Here is a 22,079-nt window from a genome sequence, read left to right on the forward strand (position 1 = left end):
AACTCAGTTCGTTTAGACATTAATTTGACATAACTGGTTGTAAGTTAATAGCTTAACTTAATTATCAGAGTCTTATCGCAAAATAGCTGAGTATTGTATAAGAATGAATTACATTACTGCTAATAATTATCATTTGAGGTTTACTATGCGTTTTGTGCAGTTGTCGGTGCTTTGGTTTGTAACCATAGTGGCAGTCGGTTTTTATAGCGACTCAGTAAAAGCTGAGTCTATTGAAGTAGATGTGGTTTATCCCGAGCGAGCAGTTGATGCTGGGTTAACATTAACGGGATCGATCAGTGCAGTACATAATGCACAATTAGCGAGTCAGCAATCTGGTGTTGTGGCTAATATTCTAGCTGAAGCGGGTGATGTGGTCACACAAGGTCAGCTGTTACTTTCTTTAGACGATACCTTAGTGCAGTTGCAATTTGAACAAGCCAGTTCAGAGCTGAATATAGCTCAGGTGGCATTACAAGAAGCGCAGCGTTTACATCAAGAATTAACAGCACTGTCAAAGCGTCAATTAGTCGCACAAACTTTATTGGCAGAGCGCAAAGCAAATATTACTAAAGCTGATGCAGAATTAAAAAATGCTAAGGCGAAGCTCGCACTTCAGCAAGAGCTTTTAAATCGTCACCATATTAAAGCGCCATTTGCAGGCGTGGTGACAGATCGTATGGTTGATGTAGGGGAGTGGATAGGTACTCAAAACCATGTATTTAATCTCATCTCAAGTGATAAGTTGCGTGTAGAGCTCGCTGTTCCTCAGAAGTATTATTCTCATTTATCACAAGCGATCCCGATTTATGCAAAGATCCAAAGTCAAAACAAAGCAGAAGGTATCATAAATAGTCAGGTTGAGCGCGTAGTTGCATCAGTCGATACTGTAAATCGGACATTCAAGGTATTTGTGTCATTACCAAAGCATAATACTTTTGTGGTGGGCAGCTCAGCACAAGTGACCATTCAATTACCAGCCATTGAAAATACGCAGGTTTGGTTACCTAAATCTGCGTTAAAGCGTCACCCTGATGGTGGCTATAGCATTTTTGCAGTGAATAACAATACAGCAGAGCGCGTATTTGTTGAGGTTACGCAGCAGCAAGCTGAACGAGTGGCAGTAAAAGGGGCATCAGCCTCGCAGCAATACATCAAAGCCGGCGTTGAGTTATTGCAAAGCGGCGCAAAAGTATCTGTCAAAAGCGTTGCAGGTAACGCCCTATGATTGAAGGTGCAGTCAAACGCGGTGTGCTTGTCACCGTAGTTGTATTAATCAGTTGTATTCTGGGGCTGGTTGGCGCGTTAAATATTCCCGTGCAGATGATCCCTGATTTAGAAGTACGTACTATCACTGTGCAAACAGGCTGGGCGGGCGCCACCCCTCAAGATGTTGAAAAAGAAATCTTAATTGAACAAGAGCGCTATCTAAGAAGCTTACCAAATTTAAAACGTATGGTGTCTTATGCGCGAATGGGCAGTGCTGAAATTGAATTGGAATTTCCGTTTGGGGTTGATGCCAATGATGCGCTTATTCGGGTAAATAATGCTTTAAGTCAGGTGCCCAATTACCCCGAAAATGTCGATCAGCCAAGATTATTTTCGAGTTCTTTCTCGGGCAATGCGTTTATGTATTTTGTACTTAAACCACTGCCAGGGAACCCGCTTAATCTGGATGTTGATTTATTAAGAGATTTTGCAGAAGACTTTATTCGGCCGCGAATGGAAAGCGTGTCAGGTGTATCTGAAGTGAGAGTGGGCGGTGGTGCGCAAAGACAAATTCAAATAAAGGTTGATGCAGAGCAACTTGCGCATCGTGGAATTAGTCTTAGTGAATTACGAAATGCGATTAGAAATCGTAATCGAGATGCATCGGCAGGTGATATTGAAAGTGGTACCAGCCGATACTTATTGCGTGTTGTCGGGCGTTTTGAGCAGTTGACCGAACTTGAAAACTTGATAATTCGCAGTCATAACAATACTAATATTTATCTTAAAGATGTTGCAACAGTGACTTTAGATCACTTTGAAACTCGCAGTCTGTCTTACAATGTGGGTGAGCGTACATTGAGTCTGTCGGTACGCCGAGAAAGTGGTTCCAATGTTTTGGCGATTAAAGACGACATGTTGCCGATTGTTGAAGAATTAAATCAGCAGTTACTTAAACAAAACGGTTTGAGCCTGACGCTCATGAGTGATGACGTGCAGTATGTCCGAAGCTCCCTTGGGAACGTATGGTTTAACCTTATTCTCGGTGGCTTGCTGGCAACTTTAGTCATGTATTTCTTCTTGCGTTCAGGACGCGCTACTTTAATCGGCGTGTTGGGTATTCCTATCTGTACCATCGCCGCGTTTTTAGCCTTAATGAGTTTTGGTCGCACCATTAATGTGATTTCTTTAGCAGGTGTGGCCTTTGCGATTGGTATGACTGTTGATAACACCATCGTAGTGCTTGAATCGATATTTCAAGCCAAAAAACAAGGTAAAGGCAAGCGCCAAGCCGCCATTAGCGGTGTGAAAGAAGTTTGGCCAGCTGTACTGGCTTCTACTGCGACAACCGTACTGGTATTTGCGCCAATCTTGTTTGTACAACAAGAAGCTGGGCAGTTGTATTCAGATATTGCCATTGCGATTTGTGGCGCAATTATCGCATCTATGCTGGTGGCCATTTTTGTGGTCCCTGTCGCCTTGGCGCGTTTAGATAAGCAAGAGGTAGCTAGCGAAAGCGCGAAGCAAAGCAAGGCTTATGTTCAAGTTTGGCTGAAATGTGCGAAATTCTTTACTCAATCAAAACAGCGAGCGCGTATCGCCTCTGCGTCATTTATTGTGGTGATTTTAGGTGCTGCATATACCCTGATGCCAGCAGCCGAATACCTACCTGAAGGGGAAGAGCCAAAAGCCTTCTCTATGATGATTGCCCCGCCTAATTACAACTTATCTGAAATGGAACGCATTGGCAGTGAACTAAGAACCTATTTTGCTGATTATGTAAAAGCGGATGGTGCTGCTTTTGCAAATGGCGAGACAGATATGCCACCACTTGCTTATTATTCGATGTCGGTATCAATTGGTCGTATTTGGTTTTTAAGTGCGCCAGTCGATCCTGCTCATATCAATAAGATGATGGATGCCATCACTACTAAGTTTAGAAGCTATGAAGGCATGCGGGCGTTCTCGGCGCGCGGTTCGATTATTTCTAGTAATGATGGTGGTACGCGTGCAGTTGCGGTAGACATTGCAGGTAATGACATTGAAGACTTGTATCGCGCAGCAGAAGCTGTTTATGAGGAAGCAAATCAAGTATTTGATAACCCACAAATCAATTCTAACCCGGGCTCGTTAACCCTTGATCAACCTTTAATAGAAATACAGCCTCGTTGGCATCGTTTGGCTGAACTGGGGATCAGTAGCCGAGATTTCGGTTATGCCGTAGCAGCAATGAGTGATGGGGCGTTTGTTGATGAGTTTATTTTAAACGACGACAAAGTGGATATTTTCTTATTCAGTGGCGCAGGTGCTAAACAAACGCTAGAGCAGCTTGAAAGTATGCCTATTGTGACGCCACAAGATGAAGTTTTACCGTTGAATGCATTGGCTGACTTAGTTGAAAGCAAAAACAGTAACTCAGTAAGGCGTGTTGATGGTAACCGAACGGTGACGGTTTATATAATTCCGCCTAGGGATGTGGCATTAGAAGTAGCAGAAGAGAAAGTGCGCACCGAGCTACTACCAACACTTTGGCAGCAAGGAAAAATAGCTCAAGGCATTAAAGTGAGTATTAGCGGTGCAGCTGATCAACTCGAAGCAACCAAAGCATCTTTATCGGGCAACTTTATGATCGCATTGGTGCTGAGCTATTTACTCTTAGTGGCTATTTTCACCCATTGGCGCTATCCGTTATTCATTTTAGCGACTGTGCCGCTAGGTATGGCGGGTGGTTTACTGGGTCTTGTGATGGTGAATGGCTTAAACTCAGGGCTTGCGAGTTTAGGTATGCAAACCTTCCATCAACCGTTTGATATGATCACCATGTTAGGCTTTTTAATCTTGCTTGGAACAGTGGTGAACAACCCGATTTTAATTGTTGACCAAACGCGTCGTTTTATTGTCGATAATGGCCTACCTGTGGTTGATGCAGTAAGAAAAGCAGTCGAAAAGCGCATTAAGCCTATTTTAATGTCTACGTCGACCACTATCTTTGGCTTAGCGCCTTTGGTTTTGATCCCGGGTGAAGGTACTGAGCTATATCGTGGTGTGGGTATCATAGTATTAAGTGGTATTTTTGTGTCGACCTTACTTAGCATTAGCTTCTTACCGGCATTTTTGGTGGCCATTCTTGATAACAAGCGCGAAGATCAATAATAAAAAACATAACTGAGAAGTTAAGAAAACGCCTGTGTAACAAAGACACAGGCGTTTTTGTTTCTTTAGTTATGACAATTCTTTACAACTTTGTCCTGCCGTTTTTGTGTTAAGCCGATATGATAGTGTTTTAAGTACTTCATCTGTGAGGGATTACAATGCGAATCCAATCTATTGATGTTTTAAGGGGCATTGCCATATTAGGCATTTTGCTGATGAATATTTACTTTCATGGCATTATCACAGTGGGCTATGTACCTTTTGATATTACACCTCAAACAGATATGTGGGTCGATACCTTCAATGCTATTTTTGCCGATGGGCGATTTAGAACACTGTTCTGTATCTTATTTGGTGCGGGTTTAGCCATTCAGATAAAAAGCTGTAAAAAGAAAGGACTGAATTATCAAGATTTCTTAAAATCACGGCTAAACTGGTTGATGATTTTTGGCATTATTCACGGTGTATTTATCTTTGGTGGTGACATTCTATTTCTATATTCAGTGTGCGCATTGGTCATTATTAAAAAGCTCACATTACCTACCCGAGAACTGTTTCGAAAAGCCAAGAAATGGCTGATTATTGGCGCTGTTTTAAATATTCTGTTTAGTGCTCTCGTGATTTGGTCTACTGGGATAGAGCCTGAAATGGTGAGAGGTTCAGACTTATTCCTAGAGGAATACAGTAGTTGGGTTGGTAACTATGATTATCAAGTGACAATACAAGCCATAATTGCAGCGTTTATAGTGATAAGCTCTCCATTATGGGTGTTTTGGCAAGTCGCAGGCTTAATGCTTTTGGGTGTTTATTTCTATCGCAGCGGTTTTTTCAAGCGAGGTTTAACAACAAGCCAATTTAAAACCTTTGTATTGGCTGCAGCAGCTGTAACCAGTTTAGATATTTTTATGCGTTTTAGCTACTTTAATGTTGGTAGTGAAATGAGCTCTTTGCTGGCGAGCATCTCAGCTATTTTTATGTCAATTTTGTATATTCATGGTGTGATCTATTTACTTAAAAACAACCACCGTTGGATAGACGTTTTCAAAGCACCGGGACGCATGGCGTTTACGCTTTACATTATGCAATCGGTCGTTTTAGCAATTCTACTTCGTTGGGCTTTCCCTGAGGTTCACTTAACTGCGTCGATGATCGATTATTTAGCAATGGCTGTGGGGATGATCCTTTTCCAGCTTGTTTTTGCCAATTGGTATCTTAGTCAATTCAAACAAGGTCCGCTTGAAGCCTTGTGGCGAAAAGCGTATTTAGCAAGTTTTGCAAAGAAGCAAGCTAAGTTACAGCCAGCAGAAAGTTAATTACATTAAATGGGCTGGCTTGGCAAAGACTGGCCCATTATTTTGTTTCATTTAAGCTTTGGTTAATACCAACCTTCAAAATAGATCTCTTAATTAAAAGGGTTGCAATAAATATCTGTTACATACTTCTCCATGGCAATTTCTGGGTTGGCTAATCCATTAAACCCAAATTGCTGATACAGACTATGGGCGTCTTTGGTGGCTAACGTAAAACGTCTTAACCCTTGCAGCTCAGGGTGTGTCATCACAGCATCAATCAGCTTCTTACCTAACCCTTGGCCGCGATAGGGCTCAAGTACAAACACATCCAACAAATTGGCAAAGGTAGCGTGATCAGTGACTACACGGCAAAAAGCCAATATTTGTTTGCCATCGACTAGCGCAAAACACATAGAATGATCTATCGCCTTTTTTAGACGCGTTTCGTCTATGCCTTTACTCCAATAGCTACGTTCTGACAAAAAACTAAATACGTCTTTAAATTGTAATGGGGTCAATTGGTGAACTAATTGCATCATCGCCTCCTATGCAATAAAGATTAGGGGTAAACAGCCGAGTAATAACACCGCCATGATCAGGTTAAATCGCTTTAGACTCTGAGGTGATTGTAAGTACTTGCTAATGTACTTACCTGTTGTCACCCAAAATAATGCACAGCAGATCCCGACAATATTAAAAATGATTAAGCCCATAATGGCTGAGTGCCAATACAAGTCGCCAGGTAAGGTCAGTGCACTACAGACTGAGATGATCATGGTGAGTGATTTAGGATTAACGATTTGAAACAGCGCCGCTTGTTTAATACTCATCGGCTCGGCAAGCAGCGAATCTTGCTTTTTAAGCGTGCTGGTACGAGCAATTTTTACCGCAAGATAAACGATGTACAGTGATGCCAAAACTTGCAAAGCGGCATGAAGCACTGGCAAGGCTAAAAACAAACTTCCCAAACCAAACAGCATAATGATATGGATTGCGGTCATACCGACGCGAATACCAATGACATGATTTAGTGAGCGCTTAACACCAAAATTCGCGCCAGAATAAGTCAGTAGAATGTTGTTAGGCCCCGGTGTAAAAGCAGCGGCGAAACAAAATAAAATAAGGGCAGGTATTAAAGTAAGCAACTCGGCACTCATAGTAAAACACTCCTGAAAATTGTATTGATACAATTAATTGTTTTGTACTTGCCTTATTAATTGTCATAATGCTTAAAAAGCAGCAATGATTTTATTGTTATGAATACAATTTGGCAGCCAGATTTAGATAGGTTTCATACACTTTCACAAACTCATCCTAAGTACCGCGCTTTGGCACAGTTAATAGAACAAGCGATTGCTGAAGAAGCATTGGGCTTTGGTGAGAAATTACCGCCACAACGACAGCTCGCTGATTTTCTGTCGATCACCCATGGTACGGTGACCAGGGCCTATGCTTTGTTAGAGCAAAGGGCGGTGGTGACTGCTCGACTTGGCGCGGGCACTTTTGTCGCAATCAAAGAGCAAGTTAGTGAGTTTGCCTCTGAAACAGATTTTGCTTCCAGCATGCAACCCATGCTAGGGCAGCAGCAAGTGCTGGCTAAAGCCATGCAATCACTGGTCAATGAGCCAGTAGAGTTAGAGCAGTTAATGACTTATAAGCTTAATGGTCTGCCACATCATCAACGCTTTTTTAAGAATTGGTTGCAGCAAAAAGGACTTGAATGTGAGCAACATGAGGTGATTTTTTGCCAAGGGGCGCAGCAGGGTATTTACGCAAGTTTGGCGTCAGTGTGTCAGCCCAACGATTATGTGGTGCATGAAAGCCTTTGTTATCCTGGTTTTTATCACGCCTGTGACGCGCTCAATTTAAATCCCTTAGGCATTGCTGTGCAGCAGGATGGCTTAGATTTAGAAGCGCTCGAGCAAGCGTGTAAAACTCACTCGGTGAAAGCCATTTACATTACCCCAAACTGCCAAAACCCGACGAATGTGCGCTATAACGATGAGAAATTAAAGCAACTGTTAGCTCTGAGTCGCCGCTACAACTTCTTTATTCTGGAAGATGATGTGAATTACTGCTTACCGGATAACTGGCGTTTACCGCTTTGGCAGCAAGCATCTGATAGAGTGTTTTATATTGCGAGCTTTTCTAAGTACTTTGCAGGCGGATTGCGAGCCGGCTATGTGCTCTCGCCGGTACTGTGGCAGCAAACCTTATTAAAACAAATTCACAGCCAGTGTTGGGCGGTGTCTATGATGAACTTCGAGCTTTTGATGCGCTCGCTAAAAAGCAAAGAGTTTGCTTATAACCAACATAAACTGGCTGATGAAATTCGCTATCGTATCGCTGCGCTCAAAGCCATTTTCGAGAAACATCATATGACGGCGGTATTTGCTGGGCTCAATGTATTTATTCCATTGGCAAGTGAATTGAATATGCATGCTTTGGCGGGGCAATTAAAAGCCAACAAAGTTGAAGTGCGTACATTAGACGTGTTTGAAAACCCTAAACAGCCATCAGATAATACTTTAAATGGTTTACGCTTTACCCTTGGTGGGCCAAGTAGTCGTGCTGAATTTGATTTAGGTGTAAAGCGAGTTGATGACGTGTTTGAACAGCTGAAACGTCCTGCAAATATTGTAATTTAAGTGAATTAACCTGAGCTTTGGATAATAAATCTATCTCCAGCGGCTACTTTCAGCGCTCACAGCGTTGAATTTACTTACAATAGGCCAGCTATTGATGCGTAAATTCGCCTTGTTATCGCTAAAAGCCTCCGGCTGCAGACTTGAAAAAGTACTTATTATTTCAATATCAATACTTTAGTAAATCTCTTAACCAAAGCTCAGGTTAAATTAAATGAGCAAAAACAAAGATTTTTGCTCATTTGGGTGATTGTGAGTTTAAGTGTTTTTAACTGCTGCAACCACTGAGACTTCGACAAGTAGCTCAGGGCGTGCCATCGCAGCTTCAACACATGCACGAGCAGGGGCATGGCCTTCAGGTACCCATGCATCCCACACTTCATTCATCTCGGCGAAATATTGCATGTCTTTGATGTACACTGTAGCACTTAACATATGTTCGCGATCAGAGCCTGCTTCTAGAAGTAGGGCATCAACCTTGTCTAGCATGGTTTGCGTTTGCTCTTTAATGCCTTGTGTGGCATCAGCACAGACTTGGCCGCATAGATAAACTGTGTTGTTGTGAACCACAATACGGCTCATACGTTGTTTTGTGTGTTTGCGCTCAATAGTCATGACAATTCTCTTTTATCGATTATTTTGATGCTGCAAGTGTACAAACTATTGCGGTAAAAAGCAGTCTATACGGCCAAAAAACTTTAGTTAATCTGAGTTCAGGTTAAGTTCTTCAACTGCTGTACGAAGACTAATAAGCTCACTCCTTCAATCACATCAAACTGCATAAATGCCATAAGAGAATGAATAAACACTAGATTTCGCATGTATGGTTGCTGTTTTTCTAGCAAGGATTTTGCAACGGCAAGGGCTTGCTCAGAGCCTTGCTGGTGATAAGTGTTTAAAATGGTGACGGCGTGTTCTTCCGCAGTGATCTCTCGCACTTTTGGCGTGTAGCCTAACTGCTTAATCGTGGCTTCTGCCATGGCCCATACAGACCATGGATTTTGCCCTGTAATTAAGTTGCCGTCTATTTCAACATTATTGAGATACATTGTACCTTCGCTGAATTTAGCGCCTTGCTCTGTTAGTGTATCTTGTAGCAATTGACCAAAGACTTCAGGCGCATTAGGAATAAGCAATAATTCTTCATCGTTGGTAAAGGCAGTAATGGCTTTATTGGCAACAATATAATCGCCTTGGGCGTTCTTAGCACCGATCAGGGCCGCAGGTCCATGACAAACTGCGGCAATGACTTTGTTATGATTATAAAAATGCTCAACAAGACGAGTGATATCTGGGTTATCAATAAAGTCGAACATGGTGCCTTTACCGCCGACAAAATACACGGCTTGATAGTCATCTGGGTTTACCTCACTGAGCTTAAAGGTGTGCTCAAGTTTTTTGCTTGCCGCTGCATCGTTTAAAAAGGCATAGTCGTATTGATTCATATCGTCGCCATCAAGCACTTGTGGTGGCTTGCCACCTTGTGGGCTGGCGATATCGACACTAAAACCATTGGCTTCAAACACATAATATGCTCGTGATAACTCAGTCAATTCATAGCCAACGGTTTTGCCTGTATTGCCTAGCTCACTGTGACTGGTAACCACCGTTAATATTTTGCCTCTGTGCTCAGGGATATTTTCTGTAATGTAAGGTAGATCTGCCTTTTGAGTGTTTTTGAAATCATGCTTAAAAGCGTCTCTGTCTATTAGGTTGTAAGCCCAGTACCCAGCTGCCACAAGAACTAAAACCACAGCCAATAAACTTAAAAGTATTTTCTTAACCATATCAATTGCTCCTTTAATAAGATGTAATGAGCTTATTGACTTAGGTGTGAAAGCGATGTGAAAGTGAATTTCACATTACCTTCACGGTGTGGCATGGCATACTCGAGGTATCGCATTAGGTTGAAAAGAATAAGAATGGATAGGGTATGACATCTGCATTATCAATTTTAGTGGTCGAAGATGAAACTGATATTGCTGCCAACATAGGGGATTACTTGATGGCACAAGGTCATGAAGTTGATTTTGCTTATAGTGGCACGCAAGGGCTTGAATTGGCGATGAATAGCTATTTTGATGTCATCGTATTAGATGTCATGTTACCCGGCCTCGACGGCTTACAGGTTTGTCAGCAGTTAAGAGCCCAAAGTACCCGTCATATTCCCATTATTATGCTGACAGCACGCGACACATTAGATGATAAGCTCAGTGGTTTTAAGCAAGGTGCCGATGATTATCTGACAAAACCCTTCGCACTGGCAGAGCTATTGGTTCGCATTGAAGCTCTATCAATGCGCCATCGGGTTGCGACAGATCATGTACTCGAAATTGGCGAGCTGAAAATCAACCGCCAGACTCAAGCTGTTGAACGTGCGCAGAGTGTCATCCCCTTATCGAATTTACATTATCAAATCTTGCTGGCCATTGCAGAGTCTCACCCTAAACCTCTAAGTCGTAGCGACTTGATGACTAAGGTATGGGGGGCTGAGCCACCTGAGTCAGATGCGCTTCGCTCACATATTTATCAAATTCGTAAGCAACTCGATAAGCCGTTTGCTTATGATATGTTGGCGACTTTACACGGTGTTGGATTTACTTTGAAGGTAGAAAGTTAATGTTTCGCACCATAAAAAGCCGTTTTGTTGCCTATTTTGGGTTATTTACCCTTATCAACTCAGGCCTGTTTGTCGGTATGAGTTTTATTTTTATGTTCACGGTAGAAGATGAATTTATCCACCGAGAAGTTATGGAAGAGCGGCATCGATTAGAGCAAAGTTACGAGGCAACAGGGCAGTACAGTTCACCCAGCAAAAGTTATTTTAGGGTTTATAACAACCAAGAAATATTGCCCGAAAAGATCCAGCGCTCTCTCGAACAGTATCCAAAAGAGAAAGAGATCTTTGGAGAGAATGGCCTGCATTACCATATTGAGCGATTAAAGTTTGATGATGCGCTGTTGGTGTCAGAAGTGAGTCAGCTATTGGTTGTCAGAGGCTTTACGCAGCCAGCGCTTATTTTGTTAGGTATCTTAGCGGCAATCATGTTGCTGTTGAGTGCGTTATTGGCTTATTTCTTTTCTAAACGCGCTTTAAAACCACTTACCGAGCTCAGCGAGTTATTGAATTCATGTGACCCAGAGCGTCTTCCAAAAGGCTTTGCTGCACCATTTGCTAATAACGAACTTGGGGCGTTTGCTAATAGTTTAGAAAAAGCCCTCAATGAAGTGTCTGAGTTTGTCGAGCGAGAACTTCAGTTTACCCGAGATGCCAGTCATGAGCTGAGAACGCCGATCACCAGTATTTTAGGTGCATGTGAGCTTCTACAGGCTGACAAGCAACTGACAGCGCAACAGCGGGGCGTATTTAAGCGTATTCACCATGCTGCTGAGAATATGCAAAAGACAGTAGAGAGTCTATTACTCGTTGCACGAGGCGAAACACAACTCACTAAACAGCCAGTACTTATTGAGCCGTTCATTGAGCAAAGTATTTTAAACTACGCTGAGCAAATCAGCGCAAAGCAACTCGAAATTGAGTGTGAGATAGAGCCAGGTTCAACATTAAATGCAGACTCACAAAGCTTGCAGATCATCATCGAAAATTTAGTGCAAAATGCGGTGCGTTATACTGAGCAAGGCGGTATAAAAATTCGTGCTCGAAATGGTGTATTTGAAATAAAAGACAGTGGCTGTGGTTTTGATTTTCAACACGCGAAGCAACAAGGTGTAAAAGCGAAGAACAGCAGCGGCTTTGGCATAGGTTTGTCTTTGGTTGAGCGCTTATGTGATGTAAATGGTTTGAAGTTGAAGGTTGACTCATCACCGGAAGGTAGCATGATTACTTTGCGATAAAATTATTCAGTTTAGTAATTTAGTATTATGCGAAACCATTGTTGATTAATATACAATAAAATCTGTTTAGTTAAAATATAGCAACATGTTTAAATTACTCTTGTTAACTGTAGTTATTTTGCTTTCAAGTCATTCTGTAGCGTCTGAAACCTATAATGATCACACTGATTTCTGTGTAGAACTAAGAGACATTAAGTGTTTAACCTTCATCGATAACGAGCTGCAAGCTTTACCGATACATTCTGTAAACTGGTATAAGCTGATGACTTTCAAGTTAGATTATTATTACGATAAGACTGAGTTCAAAAAATTAGAATCACTCATTCTTCAATTGCTTCAAATAGAAAACCAACCTGAAAGCTTTAAGATCCAACTGTACTATTTTTACTCTAAGACCCTAATGTACTTTCGTAGGCCTGAAGAAGCCAAGAAATATGCTAATTATGTCATACAAAATGTTGAGTCTCTCTACCATACTTTTGAAGACCCACTTCGTATGGTTGAAATTGCCAACATGGAGTATGTATTTGGAGATAAGAAAAAAGCATATAAGCTTTTGCTCGTTGCCGAAAACAAGTTTGGAGATAGAAATGATCCTATCTTTCACCTCGAGCTTAATACGAATAAAGGGCATATTTTTTATCAATGGAAAAACTATCAACGCGCAGAGCGTTTTTACCGTAGAGCAGTAAATTGGATCAACAATACAGGCCATGATGATAAGTTAATGGTCGCATATTCTAATTTAGCCAGAGTTAACCAGTTTTTATTGAAATATGAAGAGGCTTTAACATATTACCAAAAAACTTATGCGCTATTGCAGCTTCAGCAGGACAATAATTTTATTTATGTAATTGCATTAAGGATTGCTGAAGTAAAGCTGAAAATGAAAGATATCGATGAGGCTATTGACTATTTTGAGCTAGTCGAGTTTGATGAGCTATCACCTCATTATCATGAAAGTTATATTTCTTTGTTGAATGCATTAAATCTAGAGCAATAGAGGTATTTAAGATGAAAATAGCCCTTTTCTCCTATGAGTTAGATAGGGCTAACTTAAGCAATAACTAGTTTATCCTTGGCGTTTGCTAAGTATATTTGGCTCCCCAGATGTCATTGGTATTTATGTGAAAAATAGTTGTGGCAGAGTATGCACTAGCAATTGGCGAGCTGACAATCAATCGTCATTCCCAAGTCGTTGAACGTTGGCAAAGTGTGACCTCCTTATCGAATTTACATTATCAAATCTTTCTGGCTATTGCCGAATCTCACCCAAAACCTTTAAGTCGCAGCGATCTGATGACAAGGTATGGGGGCTGAGCCACCTGAGTCAGACGCGCTTCGCTCGCACATTTTTCAAATTCGTAAGCAACTCGAAATTGAGTGTGAGATAGAGCCGGGTTCAACATTAAATGCAGATTCATAAAGCTTGCAGATCATCATCGAAAACCTAGTGCAAAATGCGGTGCGTTATACCGAGCAAGGCGGTATAAAAATTCACGCTCGAAATAGTGTATTTGAAATAAAAGACAGTGGCTGTGGCTTTGATTTTCAACACGCGAAGCAACAAGGTGTAAAAGCGAAGAACAGCAGTGGCTTTGGCATAGGTTTGTCTTTGGTTGAGCGTTTATGTGGTGTAAATGGTTTTAGCTTGGAAGTTGAATCTTCCGCTGAGGGCAGTTGTATTGCTTTAAAAAGTAGATAGTTTCAATAAATAAGCCGCGATATACGCGGCTTATTTGAAACCAATAGGCTAGTTAAGATTAATTAATATTTAGCATTTGCTCAGTATATTTGGTTTCCCAATTACCATTAATATTAATGCGATATTCAATTTCTACTGTGATGCTGTTTTCATTGTCATTGGTGTGATCTTTAAACATTACATTATTGCTATTATCGTCTAGGATACTCAAACACGATTTATTGTATGAGCCATTTTCAACGGCTGCGCCCTTTTCAACAGTGTACCAAGAAAGCCATTCATTGGCTGCTAATTGATAAAGTCGGCTTGAACCAGAGTTATTCACCCAGCTATTACTAATAGTTGCGTCTTGACCATTCGCTACGGCCTTAATCACCTCTACATTAGTGATAGAAACATTGTATTTATTCTCAATCAGTACGCAGATCTGTGAACTTTCTTCTGAGCTATAGTCGGCAGATTCAACTCCCGCAGTATTGGTCGCGGTAATTAGCTTACCATTTTTACGGTAGTTAAAGTTATCAGCCTTAAATAGTGTTTCAGCAAAGCTGGTTGTAGTCATAACACTGAGATATTTGTTGTCATAAAAGTCATCATAGTAACCTGATTGCTTATTTACAGGTCTTCTAAGTGTTAGGGTGTAATTTCCCCCTTCGACTAACTTGCTGTTTGGTGTAACAGTTAAGGCTGTATCGTTAAAAGCCAAACTGGTTGTCACTGGCACTTCAACGTCTTCATACCTAATTTCTGTTGTGCCTGGTGCAATATTGTCATCAGTGGAAGCATTACCTTTGGTAACAACCAGAGCATTAGTATGAAGTAGCTTAGCTTCTGTTCGATTACCTACTTCAATAGGAGCATTAAAGTAATAAGTGAATGCATGTGATTCAGGGTGGAAGTTTTGCGTGGTTGAAACTAGTTCAAGGTTAGGGGTGGTTTGCTCTTCGCCTCTTAACCTAACAGCTACGCTCACAATATTATCTTGTGGAACAATATCGACATTATAGTAATAACCACCATCAATCCGGACATCATAAGTTTGAGAATGTTCGTTGAAGTTGTAAACTTTTACTTGGCTGGCTTGATAGGTTATATCGTTGGCCGTAAAAGAAGGAATGAGTACTTCTAGGTTACCGTAATAATTAGCATCTAAAGTGAATGACTGACTTTCGTCATCAAAACTTGCTTTATTCTCACCAAAGTCATTATTAGTAGCGAAAATGTTGTCAGGTTTAACGACTGAACCATCAGGGGCTAAGAATGTCAGTGCTAATTTAAATTGCTCAGCTTCGATTTTACTTAAGTATGTTACTGGATTAAATTTTAGCTGATAAGAGTTGCTGAACCCTAAGCCTTCTACATCATCCATACCATCAGCGTCTAAATCAGTAGTTTGAGAAAGTGATGTATTAATACCTTTTGGCACAACTAATTCATAATTGCCTGTTTCAGAATTAAGAGTGGCTTTAGAAACGTTATCTTCGACTAACTCTCTAATCGCTTCATCAACCCAACCGTTATGATAACCGTTTAAGTGGGCCTCTAAAACTAGTCCTTCGAAAGGTAAATTTGTGCCTTCTTCAAGTACTGTGAACTCAAGAGTCTCAGGTTGACCCACTTCAAAAGTAGATATGTTTTGGACTAGTTGATCATTTGAATAGTCAGTCTCGAAGAAAAAGTTACGTGTCATGATCGCATTCGATGGGCTGCTTACTTGGGCGATAACATCAGTACGGCTTGGTAAACCCGCAATTTCAAAATTACCCGCTTCATCAACCGTCACTGCATCATGCCATTTACCGTTGTAGTAAAGAGTGACAGTTACATCGTCAGTCAAAGTATCGCCTTCAGTGGCAAGTTTTACCGAGCCAGAAAGTGTGATGGCTGTTTTCCAGGCCTCTGAACGTGCAATTTGGTGATCAAGTTGACCTTGTAAAATTTGGTTCTGTTGTTCAAGTTGGGCTACTAAAGCATCGTTGTTATTATCTTCAACTTCTAAACAGCCAGAAAGGGCAATACATGCGGTTACGCCTAAAGCGACTTTTGAATAATTAAACATTGTTATTTTCCTTTTATTAACAATAGCCTCATAACTTATGAGGTGGTGCATTTAAACACTTTTTAGCAATAAAGGCAGTAGGTTGTTTACACTTGTTTACACTGAAAGTTTGAAAATTTCTGTTTTTGCACTTTGTAGCTGCATAACTAATTACGACTCAAGATAGGGTTTAGTTATAAAGGATTGTGTGATTTAATTTTTTTAGTTTTTTAGGGTTGTTTTATTGTAATCGAGTTTAAATGAAGCCCATATTTAATAGTTTTTTCTTATCTATGTTCAACTTTAATTAAACTAGACTGATTAAGTTGTATAAGAATTTAAGCTGATCTGACTGTGCTCATTATTTTTTTATTAATAACTGTTTTTTCCTCTTTCGCATTTTCTTCTGAAAACTTTAGTGATCATGAATCTTATTGCTTAGATCACAAAGAGCAGGCTTGCTTAGCTTTACTGACTCAACAAGCGGCTTCAGTTCCTCAATATTCAAAAGACTGGTATAAGTTAGTCTCGTATAAGCTTGACTATTTTTATGACAGACGTGAATTTCGTAAAATAGAAACGACGGTGATCCCGCTTTTAGAAGTAAAAAATAAACCGACAGTGTTTGAGATGCAGTTGAATTATTACTATTCAAAAGCGCTCGCTTTTTTTGGTGAAAGAGAGAAAGCTAAACACTACGCACAATTAGCGATTGCTAAACTGGAAAAAATTTATCATGTATTTGAAGACCCCATGAGGATGGTTGAAATCGCCAATATGGAGTATGTGTTCGGTGATAAAGAGAAAGCTTATCAATTACTTTTATTAGCTGAAAATAAATTTGGAGAGCGTGGTGATCCGATATTTCATTTTGAGTTACACAGCAATAAAGCACACATCTTTTATACTTGGCAAAACTATAACCGAGCCGCCAAATTTTATAAAACAGCGCTAGATTGGATTCAAGACACAGAGCATGATGCAAAAACAGTTGTTGCTTTATCTAACTTTGCTCGAGTTAACCAACTCATGGAGAAGCATGATACGGCCTTAGAATATTTCAAAAAAACAGAGCTATTATTGTTAGAACAAAATAACCCTAAGTTATTGGCGGTTATTTTATTGAGAACTGCAGAGGTATATGAGAAAAAAAATGATTTAACTGCTGTGTTAAAGTATTTGAGTCGTGTGAATTTTCTACATTTATCTGAAGGCTATCACCCTAGCTATCATCGTTTAACTAGTAAAGTTAGAAAAAAAGTATAATTAAAAATGGGATTATAGGTTAATTCCAGAGTTTTTAATTGATTTTACACTTCACATTTTTTCTTGAGTATTAATGCTGTGTTATTTATTTTAATATTTTTAAGTGTCTTTTCTTTTAATTCGTTTTCATCCGAAAATTTCAGTGATCATGAAGCATACTGCTTAAATTATAAAGAAAAATCATGTTTAAAGCTGTTAAATAAAAGGATTGATTTAGAGAAGCAGTACTCAAACTCCTGGTTTAAACTTATGACTTATAAGCTTGATTATTATTATGACAACCAGAAGTTTGAAAAAATTATAGAGCTATCTCCTGAGCTTATAAATATTAAAAATAAGCCTGAAGTCTTTGAGGTTCAATTAAACTTTTATTATTCAAAAGCCCTTTCTTATTTTGGGAAGACTGAGCAAGCGAAGTATTTTGCTAATAAGACCATTCAGAACCTAGAAAATATTTACAATTTATTTGAAGAACCGATAAGGATGGTAGAGATAGCTAATATGGAGTATGTCTTTGGAGACAAAGAAAGGGCATATAAATTACTTCTATTAGCAGAAAATAAATTTGGTGAACAAGTCGAACCGATTTTCCACTTTGAATTAAATACGAATAAAGGGCATATACTTTCTCAATGGAAGAGCTATGAGCGAGCCTCTTTGATGTATCAAAAGGCGCTTAGTGCGGTTAGGTATACTAAACATGATAAAAAGAAAATAATCGCATACTATAACTTTGCAAGAAGTAATCAGTATATAGAAAAAAATAACATTGCAATTGAATATTATAAACAAGCCGAAATGCTGTTATACAAGAATAGTAACCCTAGAATGTTGGCACTAACACTTTATAGAATTGCGCAAATCTATAAACTCGAAAATGATTTAGATAATTTGGCAGAATACTTAAAAAAGGTAAATGTTAAATATTTATATGAAGGATATCATTCCGACTATCATCAATTAAGTAAGTTAGTTACACACAAACGCTAATTCAAAAGTATAGCCAGTTTATTCAATTCAGATGCTCAGAATGTTTTTACCATAAGACGGTAATTACTTTGGAGCATTTATGAAATTAAGTACTGATGTATTAATTATTGGCGCAGGCCATATGGGGCTTGTATTGGGTCACTATTTACAAGCCCGCAATGTCGACTTTCAGATTGTCGAAGCGCATAACAAAGTAGGTGAGCAATGGCGGAAGCGTTATCAAGGTTTGAGCTTGTTTACACCTAATAGTCTTAATAAATTACCTAATTTTCATCAACCAAGTTCAAAAAATACCTATTTAACGAAAGATGAATTTGCAGATTACTTGGCTGAATTTGCCAAACACGCTGACTTACCCCTTTCTATCAACTGCAAAGTGATAGGCATTACCTATGATGATACGATTGGTTTTCGAATTAAAACGACGAAAGGTGAGGTGAAAGCTAAAACAGTCGTACTAGCGACAGGGGCTTTTTCAACACCATTACGCTTATCTGATAAACAAACGCGTTTTCAGCAACTAGACCTAAATGAATTAGAGTCTATGGCGTTTCGAAATAAGCATATTGTGGTTGCTGGAGATGGGGCATCGGGTCGGCAGATTGCTAAAACATTAAGTCAACACAATAAAGTATATCTCGCACAAGGTAAGCAGCGATTCTTATTTTCGCAATCAGTCCTGGGTATTTCTACTTTTTGGTTACTGAAATTATTTGGCTTTTTACGCATACCTAAGCAGTTTAAATTAGCTAACTGGTTAAAACACCGAGATCCGTTTCCTGATACAGGTATTAATGACAAGAAACTCAGGCAATTAGGCGTGCAATTAGTTTCACGGGTTTCAGCTGTTGAGTACAACCAAGTTGTACTGGACGATGGAAATTGTATAAATCCTGATATTTTGATTTCAGCGATAGGTTATCAACAGGGTTATGACATTATTCAGATCCCAGAGATAAAAACAGATTGTAAGACTTTAGATGTTGCTTTGAGTGAGCAAATGGGATTGTTTCAAATTGGTCAGCCATGGCAACATAATCGCGCAAGTGGACTAATTTATGGTGCTGATTATGAATCTAAAAAATTATTAAGAAAACTAGGGTTAACTTAATATCTCTAAGGAAATATTATTCAATAAGCCATAAAAAAGCCCGCATTTTTATGCGGGCTTTTTAGTGTTAGCTATTTATTAAGCTGTGAAGCTTACTGGGCGACGCTCTTTGCGTTCACCACGCTCGCCGTCACGACGAGGCTTACGGTCACCGCCACGGTTATCACGGAAGCTACGCTTACCTTGGCCACGGTTACCACGATCGTTACGCTCACCACGGAAGCCACGTTCTTGACCACCACCTGCTTGATCAGCTGGGTGTGTACTTTTAGTCATGTTCATAGGGCGCTTACAGATAAATACGTTCTTGAAATGACCTAATACATCAGCTGGCATATCTTTTGGCAGTTGAACGGTACTGTGTTCGTTGAATAAACGAATATCACCGATGAATTTGCTTGAGATATCAGCTTCATTCGCAATTGCACCAACGATGTTCTTAACTTGTACACCGTGATCACGACCAACATCGATACGGTATGTATCCATAGGTGTTTGGCTGCTGTTGCGATTGCCACGGTCACCGCGCTCACGACCACGACGCTCACCACCACGCTCATTACGCTGACCATCACGGCCTCGGCGATCATCACGTTCACGACGTTCACGCTTAATTTCTTCAACTTTTAACGGTGAAGATTCTTGTGCAAGCGCTAGTAACGCACCCGCTAAGTCTTCAGGGCTTAGTTCAAGCTTTTGAGCAAGATCTACAGCAACTTCATTAAAGAAAGTAATGTCTTTGTGCTCTAGTGCATTAGTAAGCTTAGCTTGTAATGCTGCGATACGTTTTTGCTCAACTGTTTTCGCATCTGGTAATTCAACTTCTGCAATCTCAGACTTAGTGTGACGCATGATGTTACGTAGTAAGTAACGCTCATTGCCTTTCACGAATAGGATTGCTTTACCAGTACGACCAGCACGGCCAGTACGACCAATACGGTGAACGTATGCTTCGCTGTCTTGCGGGATATCGTAGTTGATAACTAAGCTTAAACGCTCAACGTCAAGACCACGTGCTGCAACGTCAGTTGCGATTACTATGTCTACTAAGCCGCTTTTTAAACGGTCAACTGTACGTTCACGTGCTTGTTGGTTCATGTCACCATTTAATGGTGCTGCTGAGAAACCTTCACGCTCAAGTAGTTCTGCAAGTTGAACAGTATCGTTACGTGTACGTACGAATACGATTGCGCCATCGTAATCTTCAGCTTCTAGGAAGCGAACGATTGCTTTGTTCTTATGAACAGTAGAGCGCCAGAATACTTGTTCAACTGTTGATACAGTTGAGTTACGTGCTGCGATTCGAACTTGCTCAGCGTTGTCTAAGTACTTAGTACAAATAGACTGAATTTGCTTAGGCATAGTTGCTGAGAACAAACAAGTTTGCTTGTCTTCAGGTGTTTGCTCCATGATGTTTTCAACATCTTCAATGAAGCCCATGCGAAGCATTTCGTCAGCTTCATCAAGAACAAGAGCATTAAGCTGCGATAAATCAATCGTTTTACGGTTGATGTGGTCGATAAGACGACCCGGTGTCGCAACAATAATTTGTGCACCGCGGCGTAAAGCGCTTAGCTGAATGCCGTAGCTTTGACCACCGTAAAGCGCCAGTACCTCAACGCCTTTAGTGTATTTAGCATATTGTTCAAATGCTTCTGCTACCTGAATAGCAAGTTCGCGTGTTGGTGTTAACACCAAAATTTGTGGCTGCTTCGTAGCCGGGTCAATATTGTTTAATAGTGGTAATGCAAATGCTGCTGTTTTACCTGTACCCGTCTGCGCTAGTCCCAGTACGTCCTTTCTTTCTAGCAATAACGGTATACATTGAGCTTGGATCTCAGATGGTGTCTTATATCCTTGCTCTTCGACTGCTTTTAAAATTGCAGGTGAAAGATCTAAAGATTCAAACGTGACTGGTTCTGACATTAATGCGCCTCAACGAATTTAAAGAGGCGCGCATTGTATAGGAAAAGCCCAGCAATTGCTTGTATAAATTAGAACTAATTTATATGTGACTGATGCTGTGTGAAATTTAACCAGTGCGTTTTGTGCAAATTTACAGCAAAGTAACAAATTCAAGGTGTTTAGGGCTTTTTACTTTTCTGCAAATATGTGTTGCTCAATTACTGTACAAACCTAGATTTTCTTTTGCATAGGCTTCAAAGTCGGTAAATCCACCAATGTGAGATTGATCTAAGAAAATCTGTGGCACAGTTGGGCAAGGTTTGCCTGCTGACTTTTCTAAATCTGCTTTGCTCACACCTTCTTTGATGATGTCTACGTAGCGATAGTTAAAATCGTCACGCTCTGTTTTTAAGCGTTCAGCAAGTTCTTTTGCACGAACACAGAAAGGGCACCCTTCACGACCAAAAATAACTGTAAACATATTGAATTCCTCGTTGATGATTTTGTTTAACTGCAACTAATTTTAGAGGAATTTATAAGAAGTAAAAGTTGATTAATTGAATTGGATTCATCAATAAAAATGATGATAACGAAGCAGCAAACTTCGTTTCATTCACAGGGGGCTCATTGAGTGTTAGGTTCTATAAACGGTTTTGATGAGGTGATAGCCAAACTTAGTTTTCACAGGGCAGTACATTTCAAACAGTGGTTTTTTAAACACCACATCGTCAAAAGCCTTAACCATATCGCCTTTGTTAAACTAACCCAGATCGCCGCCACGCTTTTTAGAAGGGCAGCTAGAGTGCTGCTTGGCGAGCTTATTAAAATCTCCACCTTTGGCTAATTTAGCTTTTATGGATAAACATTCTTTCCCGGTTTTGTTTGCGCGGATCATGCAGGGCTTACCAAGATA

General features: G+C 40.1%; 18 protein-coding genes and 1 pseudogene. 11 read left to right on the forward strand and 8 right to left on the reverse strand.

The window, feature by feature from the left end:
* The first annotated feature begins 145 nt into the window (after positions 1-145).
* The 3 genes from CWB72_RS15675 to CWB72_RS15685 all read left to right on the forward strand — a co-directional run bounded on the left by CWB72_RS15675 (position 146) and on the right by CWB72_RS15685 (position 5,672).
* Positions 146-1,225, forward strand: coding sequence for an efflux RND transporter periplasmic adaptor subunit (locus CWB72_RS15675; protein ID WP_171037334.1), 1,080 nt, complete (start codon positions 146-148; stop codon positions 1,223-1,225).
* Positions 1,222-4,359, forward strand: a complete 3,138-nt coding sequence (locus CWB72_RS15680) for an efflux RND transporter permease subunit (RefSeq protein ID WP_138633298.1) — start codon at positions 1,222-1,224, stop codon at positions 4,357-4,359. The genes CWB72_RS15675 and CWB72_RS15680 overlap by 4 nt, the downstream gene beginning before the upstream one ends.
* 158 nt (positions 4,360-4,517) lie before the next feature.
* Positions 4,518-5,672: a DUF418 domain-containing protein gene (locus tag CWB72_RS15685; protein ID WP_138633301.1), complete on the forward strand. Its 1,155-nt coding sequence runs from the start codon at positions 4,518-4,520 to the stop codon at positions 5,670-5,672.
* Positions 5,673-5,761: 89 nt separating this feature from the next.
* On the opposite strand, the gene CWB72_RS15690 is transcribed toward CWB72_RS15685, so the two are convergent.
* Positions 5,762-6,187 (reverse strand): GNAT family N-acetyltransferase, encoded by a 426-nt coding sequence (locus CWB72_RS15690; protein WP_138633304.1) that lies wholly within the window; start codon positions 6,185-6,187, stop codon positions 5,762-5,764.
* A gap of 9 nt (positions 6,188-6,196) precedes the next feature.
* Positions 6,197-6,808, reverse strand: coding sequence for a LysE family translocator (locus CWB72_RS15695; protein ID WP_138633307.1), 612 nt, complete (start codon positions 6,806-6,808; stop codon positions 6,197-6,199).
* Between the two features lie 99 nt (positions 6,809-6,907).
* Between CWB72_RS15695 and CWB72_RS15700 the strand changes: the two genes are divergently transcribed.
* A complete protein-coding gene (locus CWB72_RS15700) occupies positions 6,908-8,299 on the forward strand; it encodes a PLP-dependent aminotransferase family protein (RefSeq protein ID WP_138633310.1) in 1,392 nt (463 codons plus the stop codon).
* 255 nt (positions 8,300-8,554) lie between these two features.
* Here CWB72_RS15700 and CWB72_RS15705 read toward each other — a convergent pair whose 3' ends face one another.
* Complete coding sequence (locus CWB72_RS15705; RefSeq protein ID WP_138483704.1) at positions 8,555-8,911, reverse strand: RidA family protein; 357 nt, start codon at positions 8,909-8,911, stop codon at positions 8,555-8,557.
* Between the two features lie 98 nt (positions 8,912-9,009).
* A complete protein-coding gene (locus CWB72_RS15710; RefSeq protein WP_138633313.1) occupies positions 9,010-10,083 on the reverse strand; it encodes a type 1 glutamine amidotransferase domain-containing protein in 1,074 nt (357 codons plus the stop codon).
* A 146-nt stretch (positions 10,084-10,229) separates the two neighbouring features.
* Between CWB72_RS15710 and CWB72_RS15715 the strand changes: the two genes are divergently transcribed.
* The 4 genes from CWB72_RS15715 (at position 10,230) to CWB72_RS15730 (ending at position 13,856) form a co-directional block, all read left to right on the forward strand.
* The gene (locus tag CWB72_RS15715) at positions 10,230-10,916 is read left to right on the forward strand and encodes a response regulator transcription factor (RefSeq protein WP_138633316.1); all 687 of its coding nucleotides are present in this window, start codon (positions 10,230-10,232) and stop codon (positions 10,914-10,916) included.
* Positions 10,916-12,151, forward strand: a complete 1,236-nt coding sequence (locus CWB72_RS15720) for a sensor histidine kinase (RefSeq protein WP_138633319.1) — start codon at positions 10,916-10,918, stop codon at positions 12,149-12,151. The genes CWB72_RS15715 and CWB72_RS15720 overlap by 1 nt, the downstream gene beginning before the upstream one ends.
* Positions 12,152-12,236: 85 nt before the next feature.
* Positions 12,237-13,154, forward strand: a complete 918-nt coding sequence (locus CWB72_RS15725) for a tetratricopeptide repeat protein (RefSeq protein WP_138633322.1) — start codon at positions 12,237-12,239, stop codon at positions 13,152-13,154.
* Positions 13,155-13,580: 426 nt separating this feature from the next.
* Positions 13,581-13,856 (forward strand): sensor histidine kinase, encoded by a 276-nt coding sequence (locus CWB72_RS15730; RefSeq protein ID WP_138633325.1) that lies wholly within the window; start codon positions 13,581-13,583, stop codon positions 13,854-13,856.
* A gap of 58 nt (positions 13,857-13,914) precedes the next feature.
* Here CWB72_RS15730 and CWB72_RS15735 read toward each other — a convergent pair whose 3' ends face one another.
* A complete protein-coding gene (locus tag CWB72_RS15735; RefSeq protein ID WP_138633328.1) occupies positions 13,915-15,915 on the reverse strand; it encodes a hypothetical protein in 2,001 nt (666 codons plus the stop codon).
* A 333-nt stretch (positions 15,916-16,248) separates the two neighbouring features.
* On the opposite strand from CWB72_RS15735, the gene CWB72_RS15740 reads away from it, so the two are divergent.
* The 3 genes from CWB72_RS15740 to CWB72_RS15750 all read left to right on the forward strand — a co-directional run bounded on the left by CWB72_RS15740 (position 16,249) and on the right by CWB72_RS15750 (position 19,261).
* Entirely contained in the window at positions 16,249-17,160 is a 912-nt protein-coding gene (locus tag CWB72_RS15740; protein ID WP_138633331.1) for a tetratricopeptide repeat protein, read from the forward strand.
* Between the two features lie 249 nt (positions 17,161-17,409).
* The gene (locus CWB72_RS15745) at positions 17,410-18,150 is read left to right on the forward strand and encodes a hypothetical protein (protein WP_138568273.1); all 741 of its coding nucleotides are present in this window, start codon (positions 17,410-17,412) and stop codon (positions 18,148-18,150) included.
* A 79-nt stretch (positions 18,151-18,229) separates the two neighbouring features.
* A complete protein-coding gene (locus CWB72_RS15750) occupies positions 18,230-19,261 on the forward strand; it encodes an NAD(P)-binding domain-containing protein (protein WP_138633334.1) in 1,032 nt (343 codons plus the stop codon).
* A 78-nt stretch (positions 19,262-19,339) separates the two neighbouring features.
* On the opposite strand, the gene CWB72_RS15755 is transcribed toward CWB72_RS15750, so the two are convergent.
* The 3 genes and pseudogenes from CWB72_RS15755 to CWB72_RS15765 form a co-directional block, all read right to left on the reverse strand.
* A complete protein-coding gene (locus CWB72_RS15755) occupies positions 19,340-21,187 on the reverse strand; it encodes a DEAD/DEAH box helicase (protein ID WP_138633337.1) in 1,848 nt (615 codons plus the stop codon).
* A gap of 193 nt (positions 21,188-21,380) precedes the next feature.
* Positions 21,381-21,647: a GrxA family glutaredoxin gene (locus CWB72_RS15760; protein WP_138633340.1), complete on the reverse strand. Its 267-nt coding sequence runs from the start codon at positions 21,645-21,647 to the stop codon at positions 21,381-21,383.
* Positions 21,648-21,800: 153 nt separating this feature from the next.
* Positions 21,801-22,061 (reverse strand): annotated as a pseudogene (locus CWB72_RS15765) (peptidylprolyl isomerase).
* Positions 22,062-22,079 lie beyond the last annotated feature (18 nt).

The sequence above is a fragment of the Pseudoalteromonas phenolica genome, assembly GCF_005886345.1.
In the GTDB taxonomy this organism is placed as follows: Bacteria; Pseudomonadota; Gammaproteobacteria; order Enterobacterales; family Alteromonadaceae; genus Pseudoalteromonas; species Pseudoalteromonas phenolica_A.